This is a genomic window from uncultured Thalassospira sp., from assembly GCF_963976115.1.
Taxonomy (GTDB): Bacteria; Pseudomonadota; Alphaproteobacteria; order Rhodospirillales; family Thalassospiraceae; genus Thalassospira.
Genome location: NZ_CAXBJJ010000004.1, coordinates 88,818 through 100,932 on the forward strand (window position 1 = coordinate 88,818; position 12,115 = coordinate 100,932).

Consider the following 12,115-nt stretch of genomic DNA (forward strand, 5'->3'; position numbering starts at 1 on the left):
GCTATGGTTCGCGCCAGATGCGGCGTCGAACATTTGCGATAAACGCGTCGCAGCCCCGCCTTGTCACGTGGCATGGCTCCGCAGCCGCACAACATCCTTGGATGGCGGTAAACCGAACTGCCGGGCATATTCCCGACTGAACTGGTTCGGGCTTTCGTAACCAACACCGAACGCCACCGAAGTAGCATTTCCTTCTCCAGCCAAAAGAAGCGTCCGCGCATGCAACAGCCGGACCTGCTTCTGGTACTGGATCGGGCTCAGCGCCGTCACCGCCTTGAAATGACGATGGAAGGCCGAAACGCTTAGGGACGCCATTTCGGCGAGCGCATCGACCCGCAGCGGCATTGCGAAGTTCTCACGAATCCACTGGATCGCGACACCGATCCGCGACAAGGCGGCATCTGGCGCTGCAATGCCCCGAAGCATCCAGCCCAGAGGCCCCTGCAGCACCCGGAACAGGATTTCACGCTCGTATACAGGTGCCAGCACGGCAACCTCGTCCGGCCGGTCCATCAGCCGAAGCATCCGCACCCAGGCGTCAAGAAACTCGTCATTGACCGGCGCCACCGAAAAGCCCGATCCAAACAGCTTGCTGCAGACCTGAACGGGAAGATCGCTCATCAGCGACGCGACCGTCGGAGGATGAAGCGTCAGGCTGACCGCGAGATACGGCTCCCCGGAGGCCGACGGATGCACCGATCCCACGGCCGGAAGATCGACCGACATGACGAAATAAGTGGCCGGATCGTAGGCAAAGGTCCGCTCGCCAACTGTCATCGTCTTCGAGCCCGTCAGGATCAGGTTGATCATCGGTTCATAGACGGCCGACAGCCGATGTTCCGGTATCTCGCCCTGCACCATGGCAACACGGGGAATACCCGTTTCCGTTCGGCGGTTTTCGGCCGACGAGGCCAGGCTGCGCAGTTCCTGAAGTTGGTTTTCCATGAGCGCGAAGGTGACAGACTGAGGCCGGCTCCGCAAGCGTGAAGCAGAAACAGGCAAGTTTCAGAGAGAAATGGGTGAGCGCGAGAGACGGCGCAGGCTTAGTTTCAGGTCATACCGAACACAGAAGGAAAAACCCCATGAAAATCGTCATCATCACCGGCAGCAGCCGGGGCCTCGGAGCAAGCACCGCTATCGAATGCGCCCGCAACGGCATGGGCGTTGTCGTCACCTTCCACCGCAATCCTGAAAAAGCCGAGGAGGTCGTGAAAATGATCGTGCAGAACGGCGGCAGGGCTGTCGCCCTGAAGCTCGACGTCGGAAAGGTCAGTGGCTTTCCGGCGTTCCGTGATGCTGTCGCCGATCAACTAAAAGCCATCTGGGGTCGTGATGATTTCGACTATCTCGTCAACAACGCCGGATATGGCCTGTTCAATCCGATCGCCACAGTGACGGAAGAACAGTTCGACGGACTGTTCAACGTTCATCTCAAAGGCCCATTTTTCCTGACCCAGATCCTGCTTTCGCTAATGGCGGATGGTGGCCAGATTATCAACATTACAAGCGCCACATCGCGCGTGGCGACTGCAGGCGTTGCGCCCTATGCATCCTTCAAAGGTGGCCTCGAAGTCCTGACCCGCTACATGGCCAAGGAATTCGGCGAACGGGGAATTCGGGCGAACTCGATTGCACCTGGTGCGATCCGCACCGAACTCGGCGGTGGCCTGAACGACGCGTTCGAAGCGATGCTTGCAGGCCAGACTGCGCTTGGCCGCGTCGGCGAACCCGAAGAGATCGGCGGTGTCGTGGCCAGCCTTCTGTCAAGCGAGAACCGCTGGATCAACGCCCAGAACATCGAAGTCGCGGGCGGCTACATCATCTGACCAAAGGAGAGCAACGTGCTCGATCATGTCTTCATCGCCGTCAGCAACATCACCCACTCGGTCGCTTTCTACGAGGCGGCGCTGGCACCGCTCGGAATCATCCATGCCCATGACTACGACGGAAAGGACGGGCCTCCCGGCCATCCGGACCTGAAAGGCTTTGGCGCGAACGGCAGGGTGTTCTTCTGGCTTCGCAAAGAGGGCGTCGAGGGCGGATCGGTTCATATCGGTTTCGTCGCCAAAGGCACCGCCCAAGTCGATGCCGCCTATGACGCAGCGATCACTGCGGGCGCAACCGAAATCCATCCGCCCGGCCCACAGCTTCACTATGACCCACGCTATTACGCCGCGCAGGTTCGCGACCCCGACGGCTACAGCCTCGAATTCGTTTACAAGGAATGGCAGCACTGACATGACAAAGCTAATGATCTATGGCGCGACCGGCTATACCGGCCGCATGGCAGCGAAACATGCAAAGGCGGCGGGAACGCCTCTCGTTCTCGCGGGCCGCACAGAGGAATCGCTCTCCAGGCTTGCCGCCGAACTCGGCATTGAATACCGGGTGTTCGGCCTCGACGACGCTGCGGTGATCGACAAAGGCCTTGCCGATATTTCGGTCCTGCTGAACTGCGCCGGGCCTTTCCTGCGAACCGCCAAAGCCCTGATGCAGGCGTCGCTCCGCAACGGCATACACTATCTCGACACTGCAGCCGAGCTTGACAGCTACCATCTGGCCGAAGACCTGGACGACGCGGCGAAGGCCGCCGGGATCATGCTGATGCCAGGTGGCGGGGGCAGCGTCGCAATGCTCGGCAGCCTCGCCGGACACGCTGTCGCAACGGTCCGCGACCCCCGAAAAATCAGGATCGCGCTGCATGTCGCAGGTGGTCTCTCGCGCGGGTCAGCAATTAGCGCCATGGAGAATGTCACCATCCGGACCCTGGCGCGTATCGGCGGCAAGCTCGTCAACGCTCCTGCTGACGGCATCCGGAAGTTCGACTTTGGCAAGGGCGGCGTCGACTGTTTTCCGGTGACGCTTCCCGATCTCATCACGATCTGGCGGTCGACGGGCGTCCCCGATGTCGAGACCTTTGTGTATGTGACAGGCGACGGCTTTCCGCAGGGCGATCTCTCCCTGCTTCCGGATGGACCAAGTGAAGAGGATCGTCTGGCGAACCGCTATCAGGCGGCCGTCGAAGTCACCGATGCAGAAGGCCAGGTGACCCGCTCGCATCTCGACACGGTCAACGGCTATACCTTCACCGCGATGGCTGCGGCCGAAGCTGGCCGCCGTGTGCTTGCTGGCGACGTCCGCCCCGGCTTCCAGACGCCCGCCGTTCTGTTCGGAAGCGGCTTCGCTCAGACCATCGCTGACACCACGATCATCGATATCTGAGGAACGCACCATGCAGAAACTCGTCGGCTCCTTCATCGCGACCACAAACGCCTTCGACGTCGAGGGCGCGCTATCCATGTTTGCTGCCGATGCCGTCATCAACGATATTTCGGTCGGCAACGCCTTCGTCGGCAGGGACGGCGTCCGGCTCTATTTCGAGCGGTTCTTCGTCGGTTACAACACCGCAAGCAGGCTGCTGTCCATCGAGACGCTGGACGACTTCAACGCCAACGTCCGCCTCGATTTCACCGGCGATTTCGGCCACGAGATCGGCATCCTCAAGTTCGCGACCAGTTTGGAGGGGCTGATCAAGCGCATCGACGCCAATCTCGAGTAACAGGCCCACCTCACAGTCTCATCACGACAACGAACATCCGCGCCTGAGGCGCAGATGCCGGAAAGGGCTTGCACCCGCAAGCCCTTGGCACCAGAAAAGGAATATATTCATGACAAATTCGACCTCTCCCACCCGGGAAGCCGCCGACAAGCTGGCTGTCGTCGAAGCGCTATATCGCTTCGCCGCTGGTATCGACCTTCGCGACAAGGAGCTTCTCTCGTCCTCACTCGCAGAAAATGCGGTCTCGGACTTCCGGCCGGCCGCCGCCAAGGCCGGGTTCGAATATCCGGTCATCGAAGGCCGGGATGTCATTGTTGCGGCCCTGTCGACATCGCTCAGCATACTAGACACGACCCATTCCGTCAGCAATCCGCGTGTGACCATCGACGGCGACACGGCGCGCATGGATGTGCTCGTGGAGGCTCAGCACGTTCCCCGCAGCGATCCCTCGCGTCACTACCTCATGAAGAACCGCTACGACGTTGAACTGATCCGGGCAGGCGATGACTGGATCATCACCCGCAATACCGTCGACAATGTCTGGCGCTCGGGTGATATCGGCGTACTTGGCGCCATTTAGGGTAGCTTAAAACAGATAGCAAAGCGGCGGCGGGACCCATTTCCGCCGCCGTTCATATGGCATTCAAGGATTGCGGCACCTTTGCATCATTCCCTCAGCCCTCGGCAGGAGCGCTGACGCGAGCCAGGGTCTGGGGGGACATTTTCGATGGCACGAATTGCCGACCCGCGCGCGAGACCACCTGCGACATGCCGCGCGATCCTGATTTTTCGGGGGCGCGGACCGTCGCGGCAGCGTGTCCGGCGAGGCTACCGAGCATTGCGACGCTGCCCCGCCGCCCGGCACAAGCATGATCCCAGCCTTTAAGCCGTCCAACTTTACGGGGTCAGTTCATACCCAAGCGCGGGCTTTCTTTTTGCTGGAAACTAAGATTAATCTGAATATCTGGTCAATGCATTGGGGGTATTCGGAATGAAGGAAGCCGGAGCTGTGGCTTTGTTGCGACACTGGCACCTTGTGGTAATTGTCTTGATAATTGCTGTGGTGGTGGTGATCGCCGGTATATGGGGCAGTGTGTGGTTCGCGGGGGATGCTGATCCCTTTGCCAACGCTGTTCGAACCCTTGAGTGGGAAACGTTGACTGCCGGGCTTTTGGGGCTTGCCGGTGGTCTGTGCGTTATTGTCGCAACACGGCGTCAGATGGCTCAAGCAGAGAGTATCGCCGCCCAGCATAGAAGAGATTTTCTGTTGTCGGACCTGAATAGCAAGTTTAGTGAAACGGACCTCTGTTATGCAGGGTTTCAGGAATTTATAGATGAAATTGAAAAGATTAAAGCCAAAGAGGGTGGGGATGTTGAAGCCGGTCTCGCTAAAGCGGTTGTCCATTTAATTGAACTAAGAAATGGAGAAAGACCCGTCTCTGCAATCATTGATATGGCCAAGGAGTTGATCGACCGGAATAAAGTTCCATCGGGTGCCCGCGATGCGTTTCAGAATGCCACGCATAGTTTGGTCGAATTGAACAATGTCTATGACACGGACGAAAGCATGGTTCCGGAGAAGGCCGAAACTCTGAGGGGGGATGTTGCGGAGTTCAGGGATGCGCTGAAAAAGCACAAAGAGCGAATTCTTGAAGTGCGCTTGTTGTAGTTCCGCATTTTGCGCAGCAAGAAATGGTCTGCCCGTGCCCCGAAAGGCACGGGCTTATTTATTGATCCCGACTGGGTTGCATCATTTTTTGTTTCAAAATATTCGAAATTTTTGCAAGTATCACATTGTAGTCATGATGATAGCAATCAGTGAAGATGCGGAAAATAAAATGCTCTCCTGCAATGCCAACAAGCGCATTTATAAAACCTTCAGCAGTGTCGAAATTTTCCGTTTTGATCTTTTCCCACGAATTCATCTCAAACCTCAATCGCAATAATGCAAAGCAAGCTTCCGCCCAGATCACACAACCGTAGCAACAACTCTCTCACATCGCACACAATCCAAAATGAGAAATGAAAACAGCATTTGTCCCACGCCCAGTCCAGGCGCGGAACACAATCAATATAACATATTGATATTAAATAATAATTTGGAAAAGTGGTAGGCCCGGAGGGACTTGAACCCCCAACCAGACCGTTATGAGCGGTCGGCTCTAACCAATTGAGCTACGGGCCCCCGAGGGGAAAAGAAAGGACCGCGCCAATATTTGGCGCGGTCCCGAAAACTAGCGATTTTGGCGCAAAGGTCAAGCCCCGTATCGCCGCATGGCTGGCTATTTTTCTCAATAGTCCAGGAAAGATCGCAACTTGCGCGAACGTGACGGATGTTTGAGCTTGCGCAGGGCCTTGGCTTCAATCTGACGGATACGTTCACGGGTCACCGAGAACTGCTGACCGACTTCTTCAAGCGTATGGTCGGTATTCATGCCAATACCAAAACGCATGCGCAACACACGTTCTTCACGCGGTGTCAGCGATGCCAGCACCCGCGTTGTGGTTTCACGCAGATTGGCCTGGATCGCTGCGTCAAGCGGCTGAACAGCGTTCTTGTCCTCGATGAAGTCCCCAAGGTGGCTGTCTTCCTCGTCCCCGATCGGGGTTTCAAGAGAGATCGGTTCCTTGGCGATCTTGAGAACCTTGCGCACTTTTTCAAGCGGCATCTGCAGTTTTTCGGCCAGTTCTTCCGGGGTCGGTTCGCGGCCGATTTCATGCAACATCTGACGTGAGGTCCGAACCAGTTTGTTGATGGTTTCGATCATGTGAACCGGAATACGGATGGTCCGGGCCTGGTCGGCAATAGACCGGGTAATTGCCTGACGAATCCACCAGGTGGCGTAGGTGGAGAATTTGTAACCGCGACGATATTCAAACTTGTCCACGGCCTTCATCAGGCCAATATTGCCTTCCTGAATAAGGTCGAGAAACTGCAAACCACGGTTGGTATATTTTTTGGCAATCGAGATTACGAGACGCAAATTGGCCTCGATCATTTCTTTTTTAGCCCGGCCCGCTTCGCGTTCACCCTTGTTGACGACACCGTAAACACGGCGGAACTCGCCAATGGGCAAACCAACTTCGGCCGAAACACCGCCAATATTTTCACGCAGCTGGGCAATTTCATCGGGATAACGTTCAATGAACAGCTTCCAGCCCTTGCCCGACAAAGCCCCAACCCGTTCCATCCAGTTCGGATCAAGTTCGTTGCCCTGGTAATGCTTGACGAAATCGGGGCGTTTAATTTTGCAACGATCCGCAAACCGCAACAATTTACCTTCAAGGCCGAGCAAACGGTTGTTCAGGCCGGTCAGGTGGTCAAGCAATTCTTCGATCCGGAAGTTGTTCAGATGAACATCTTCCATCAGATCAACCATTTCCTGCTTGAGCTTGCCGTAACGTTTTTCAGTGGCCGCCGGAACGGATTCACCCTTGTTCATCGCGGCCAGGCGCTGTTCTTGCGCCTTGTGCAATTTCTCATAGGTTTTGGCGATTTTTTCGAATTTTTCCAGAACCTGCTCGGTCAGTTCCTCTTCCATTTTGGAAAGCGAAACGTTGACCTGCTCGTTCTCGTCATCATCGTCATCATCGTCATCGTTCGAGCGACGAACTTCTCCGTCTTCATCTTCGTCGTCGGATTCTTTTTTGTCTTCGTCCTTGCCTTCTTCCGCGTCACCGTCGCCGTCTTCGGCATCGACACTGCGTTCACGCGCCGGGGCGGCAACAACGGGCTGAACCGGTGGTTCAACTTCTTTTTCGTCATCTTCATCATCGTCAGAAGCAACTGGCGGCGTCAAATCGCCGTCCACTTCTTCTTCCGCATTTTCATCCACCTCGACGCCAATGGCTGCCGCATCCGGGCCGCCACCATAGGTGGTTTCAAGATCGATCACATCGCGAAGCAGAAGTTTGCCTTCCTGCAACTGATCATGCCAGTTGACAATGGCCTGAATGGTCAGCGGACTTTCGCAAATCCCGCCAATCATCATTTCACGGCCAGCCTCGATACGCTTGGCAATGGCGATTTCGCCTTCGCGCGACAACAGCTCGACACTGCCCATTTCGCGAAGATACATGCGCACCGGGTCATCGGTACGTCCGACGTCATCTTCGGAAATATTGCCCTTGGGATCGGCTTCGGCATCATCATTAGACTCGTTGTCGTCCCCTTCCTCGTTCTCGACAACATTGATGCCCATCTCATTGAGATTGGTCATCACGTCCTCGATCTGCTCGGAGGAGAAATGCTCGGACGGCAAGGCCGCATTGAGCTCGTCAACGGTGATGTGACCTTGTTCCTTGCCCTTGGCAATGAGCTTCTTGATCGCTGTTTTATATGTATCGAGAAGAGGTCCGTCTGCGTTATCAGAAGAGGTCTTTTTCTCTTCAGCGCTCGAAGTCTTAGACGACATCTATTCCCCGTTTCCCGCTTTGGTACAAAAAGCACCATGTTATCACGTACGTTACACGTGGTAACGCAAATCACAAATAGCCCGAACACTGACCCTGCGAAACCGCAACGATCAGTCGTCGAGCTTGAACACATTTTCCCGGCGCCGGGCCAGATCATCGCGTCGATGCGAAAATCTTTCCCATTCTTCATCGCTGACATCTGCTGCCAACTGTCGGACGGCATATTTCGCCTCTTCGTCCGCCAGGGAGCTTACAGCCATCGAAAAAACCTGTTCCCAACCCGCAAGGGCCCGCACAAGCGGCGTTTCGGGCCTGGCGAAAGCGGCATGAGCCATAACATCGCTCTCAACCGCCCGCAAAACTGTTTCAGACAGCCCGTCGCGCTTCAAGTGGTCCTTAAGTGTTTCAGAGTCAAGTCCGGGATCACTATCAAGCAGCTTTAAGACTGCCCGCCGCAGATTGTCAAGGTCGGAGTCCATACAAACATAAACACCGAGCCTTTCACCGATATCGTCAAGCAGGGCCGGATGATTGATCAAAGTGGCAATCAGGATGCCATCCTGAATATGACGACGGTTTCCCGTCGCTGGCCGCGCCATACCCGGCACCGCTTTACCTGCCGGTTCCCAGATATGGTTTTTATTTCCGCGTTTGCCATAGGAACCATTTTTTTTATTTCCGCCCCCTCCTTTTTGCCAATTGCTGCGCGCCGGGCGGGTTTCTTCATTCCGAGTCCCTCGAAACAGCTTCCATATCCGGTCTTTGAACATGGCCTGATATTGATGGCGCACGGCCTCGTCGCCAATCGCACCAATGCGCGCATGAATATCGGCCTCAAGGGCAGCTCGGCGCTCCGGAGTATCGATTGCCCGTCCCGCAGTATCAAGCCGCCAGACCAGCTCCGCCAAAGGCACCGCCTGATCAAGAATTTTGCGAAACCGCGTCATGCCATCCCCGGACGCGATCAGGCTGTCCGGATCGTCGCCTTCGGGCAGGATCGAAAACAGCAATGACTTTCCCGGACGCAAGATGGGCAAGGCACGTTCGGCAGCACGCACCGCCGCACGCTTGCCCGCCGCATCGCCATCAAGGCACAAAATGGGCTCGTTGGCCATTTTCCACAATTCGCCAATTTGTTCTTCGGTCACGGCCGTACCCAGCGGGGCAACCGCCCCGCGATACCCTGCGCGGTGCAGGGCAATCACGTCCATATAGCCTTCGGTCACAATGATTTCGGCCCCATGCTGCGAGGCTTCGCGCGCCTGAGGCAGGCCATATAATAACTGCCCCTTGTGAAACAGGGGGGTATCGGGACTGTTTAAATATTTGGGCTTCCCATCGCCCATCACGCGGCCGCCAAAGGCGACCACGCGCCCGCGCCGATCAAGAATGGGAAACATCACCCGGCCCCGAAACCGGTCATAACTTTGCCGGTTCTGATCTTCCGGCTCGATCAGCAAGCCTGCCTCGATCATGGTGCGTTCGTCGATATCTTCGCGCTTCAAAGCAGCTTTAAGGGCCGCACGATTGTCCGATGCATATCCCAGACGAAAATCGCCAATGGTTTTGTCATCAAGCCCGCGCGCATGAAAATAATCCAACCCCTCGCGCCCTTCGGGCATGCGCAGGTTACGCTCGAAGAACACGCACGCGGCTTCCATCACTTCATAAAGGGTCTTGGCCTTTTTTTCGCGTTCCTGGGCTTCGCGTGAGGGTTTTGGCACATCCATGCCAACCTGGTTTGCCAGCACCTCGACGGCCTCGACAAAGGTCAACCCCCGGGTATTCATCAGAAAACTGATGACGTCACCATGCGCGCCGCAGCCAAAGCAATGGTAAAAACCCTTTTGCTCGTTCACGGTAAAGGAAGGTGATTTCTCGCTATGAAAGGGGCACAGCCCGGAATATTCCCGACCGCGTTTGATCAGCTTTACCGATGATCCGACAATATCTGCCAGACCAACGCGTGCCCGCAGATCGTCCAGAAACGACTGGGGAAAGCTCATAATGTGCCCATCCGTGAAATGTGAAGTTCGAAAGCCAATCTAGACCAGGATACCAGAATATAAGATTAAGCATGACAAAAGCCGGACGCAAGGCATCCGGCTTTTAAACATGTCGGGTTCTGGAATTAACCCAATAGTTTTTTCGCGACCAGACCGGCTTTGCCAAAATCCATGCAGCCGCTGTATTTCTCGCGCAGGGTCGCCATTGTTCGGCCCATATCTTTCAGGCAGGTCGCCCCCATGTCCGAAACAGTGTCCTTAACAGCCGCTTCAATTTCGTCATCGCTCATCTGGCTGGGCAGAAACCGTTCAATCACAACGATCTCGGCGGCTTCCTGAGCGGCCAGTTCCGGGCGATTACCCTTGGAATACATCTCGATGCTTTCGCGGCGCTGCTTTACCATGGACTGAAGCAGGCCCTGAATATCATCGTCCGAAATACCATCGGTATTGCCTTCGCCGCGCGCCGCAATGTCGCGCTCCTTCAAAGCAGCAAGGATCAGGCGGGTCGTGGTGACCGAAACGGTATCTTTTGCAAGGACGGCTTTTTTCAAAGCATCTGTAAGCTGCGGTCGCAGCATGGCGGCATCTCTGATTCTGTGGAAGAAAGGAGTGAACATACCCCAAAAGTACAGTGAGCGCAAAGAAAACGTATCCGAATAACCTATTGAAAACAAAAGATAAATAAAAGTTTAGATCGGTTCTTGACAGCGACACCCCCTTCCCGTAGACATCCGCCAATTTGCCCGACGGGATATGTGCAAATCCTGCTTTCAGTATAAAATGCCGATACCAACCTGGTTCCGGACCGTTTGTGCTGGGTCTTTGCACGTGTCTGCATGGCTGCCATGATGGCGGTTTGGGCTGTTTTTGTCGGCTTGCCGATGAATTTATATATTATAAAGACTCCGTGTCTCACCGTGGATAGATCGAAAGGACATTCGCCAATGTCAGCGCCCACGCACACCCCGCCCCCTGGTGCCACTGCCGTTCTGGTTCTTGCCGATGGTTCAGTTTTCTGGGGACGCGGTATTGGCGCCCGAGGCGAGGTGGTTGGTGAAGTATGCTTCAACACCTCGATCACCGGTTATCAGGAAATCATGACTGACCCGTCCTATGCCGGTCAGATGATTACATTTACCTTTCCCCATATCGGCAATGTCGGTGTCAATGATGAAGACATCGAAAATACCACACCGGTGGCCCTTGGCTGCATCCTGCGCCAGGACATTACCGAGCCGTCGAATTACCGTTCTACCGGCCATTATGGCGATTGGCTGGCCAAACATGGCCGTGTTGGCATTGCCGGGGTCGATACACGACGCCTGACCAAACGCATCCGTGATGAAGGTGCCCCCAACGGGGTGATCTGCCATAATCCTGATGGTCATTTTGACATTGATGCCCTGATTGCCAAGGCCAATGAATGGCCCGGCCTTGAAGGCATGGACCTTGCGAAAGAACTGAGCTGCACCGAAGGCTATGAATGGGATGAAACCCTGTGGTCGATCAAGGGCGGTTACGGTAAACTGGGCAACGCCAAACACCATGTTGTCGCCATTGATTATGGTATCAAACGCAACATCCTGCGCAATCTGGCAGCGCTGGAATGCAAGGTTTCGGTTGTGCCTGCAACCACATCGGCCGAAGAAATCCTTGCGATGCAGCCCGATGGCGTTTTCCTGTCCAACGGCCCGGGCGACCCGGCAGCAACCGGCACCTATGCCGTGCCGACCATCAAAAAGCTGATCGATAGCGGCAAGCCTGTTTTTGGCATTTGCCTGGGTCATCAGATGATGGCGCTGGCCCTGGGGGCAAAAACCCGCAAAATGGAAGTCGGCCATCGCGGTGCAAACCACCCGGTCAAGGATGTCACGACAGGTATTGTTGAAATCACCAGCCAGAATCACGGCTTTGTCGTGGATAAAGACACCCTGCCCGACACTGTTGAAGCGACGCATTTCTCGTTGTTTGACGGGTCGCTGGCGGGCTTGCGCGTCAGGGACAAACCGGTATTTGCGGTGCAATACCACCCCGAAGCATCGCCCGGCCCGCATGACAGCCATTATTTGTTCAAACGTTTCGTTGCCCTGATCGAAGACGCGAAATCCTGATCATTGCTGGCAACAGCGAC

At 55.7% G+C, this 12,115-nt stretch carries 11 protein-coding genes and 1 tRNA gene; 7 read left to right on the forward strand and 5 right to left on the reverse strand.

The features are described 5' to 3' along the window. Positions 1-63: 63 nt before the first annotated feature. Positions 64-945, reverse strand: a complete 882-nt coding sequence (locus AAC086_RS05635) for an AraC family transcriptional regulator (protein WP_339776365.1) — start codon at positions 943-945, stop codon at positions 64-66. A 137-nt stretch (positions 946-1,082) separates the two neighbouring features. Between AAC086_RS05635 and AAC086_RS05640 the strand changes: the two genes are divergently transcribed. From AAC086_RS05640 to AAC086_RS05665, 6 genes are all read left to right on the forward strand, one after another. Further along, on the forward strand, positions 1,083-1,826 hold the full coding sequence (locus tag AAC086_RS05640) for an SDR family oxidoreductase (protein ID WP_339776367.1): 744 nt from the start codon (positions 1,083-1,085) through the stop codon (positions 1,824-1,826). Between the two features lie 15 nt (positions 1,827-1,841). Further along, complete coding sequence (locus tag AAC086_RS05645; RefSeq protein WP_339776369.1) at positions 1,842-2,237, forward strand: VOC family protein; 396 nt, start codon at positions 1,842-1,844, stop codon at positions 2,235-2,237. A 1-nt stretch (position 2,238) separates the two neighbouring features. Continuing rightward, on the forward strand, positions 2,239-3,222 hold the full coding sequence (locus AAC086_RS05650) for a saccharopine dehydrogenase NADP-binding domain-containing protein (RefSeq protein WP_339776370.1): 984 nt from the start codon (positions 2,239-2,241) through the stop codon (positions 3,220-3,222). 10 nt (positions 3,223-3,232) lie between these two features. Next, positions 3,233-3,559: a nuclear transport factor 2 family protein gene (locus AAC086_RS05655; protein ID WP_339776372.1), complete on the forward strand. Its 327-nt coding sequence runs from the start codon at positions 3,233-3,235 to the stop codon at positions 3,557-3,559. A 109-nt stretch (positions 3,560-3,668) separates the two neighbouring features. Further along, positions 3,669-4,139, forward strand: coding sequence for a nuclear transport factor 2 family protein (locus AAC086_RS05660; protein ID WP_339776374.1), 471 nt, complete (start codon positions 3,669-3,671; stop codon positions 4,137-4,139). 411 nt (positions 4,140-4,550) lie between these two features. Next, entirely contained in the window at positions 4,551-5,228 is a 678-nt protein-coding gene (locus tag AAC086_RS05665) for a hypothetical protein (RefSeq protein WP_339776376.1), read from the forward strand. Positions 5,229-5,667: 439 nt separating this feature from the next. Here AAC086_RS05665 and AAC086_RS05670 read toward each other — a convergent pair. The 4 genes from AAC086_RS05670 to AAC086_RS05685 form a co-directional block, all read right to left on the reverse strand. Continuing rightward, positions 5,668-5,744: transfer RNA gene (locus AAC086_RS05670), tRNA-Ile, on the reverse strand. 106 nt (positions 5,745-5,850) lie between these two features. Continuing rightward, entirely contained in the window at positions 5,851-7,974 is a 2,124-nt protein-coding gene (rpoD, locus tag AAC086_RS05675; RefSeq protein WP_339776378.1) for an RNA polymerase sigma factor RpoD, read from the reverse strand. A 111-nt stretch (positions 7,975-8,085) separates the two neighbouring features. After that, positions 8,086-9,981, reverse strand: a complete 1,896-nt coding sequence (gene dnaG, locus AAC086_RS05680) for a DNA primase (RefSeq protein ID WP_339776380.1) — start codon at positions 9,979-9,981, stop codon at positions 8,086-8,088. A gap of 125 nt (positions 9,982-10,106) precedes the next feature. Further along, positions 10,107-10,562, reverse strand: a complete 456-nt coding sequence (locus AAC086_RS05685; protein WP_339776382.1) for a GatB/YqeY domain-containing protein — start codon at positions 10,560-10,562, stop codon at positions 10,107-10,109. 366 nt (positions 10,563-10,928) lie between these two features. Here AAC086_RS05685 and carA point away from each other — a divergent pair, with 366 nt between their 5' ends. After that, positions 10,929-12,095: a glutamine-hydrolyzing carbamoyl-phosphate synthase small subunit gene (carA, locus tag AAC086_RS05690; protein WP_339776384.1), complete on the forward strand. Its 1,167-nt coding sequence runs from the start codon at positions 10,929-10,931 to the stop codon at positions 12,093-12,095. Positions 12,096-12,115 lie beyond the last annotated feature (20 nt).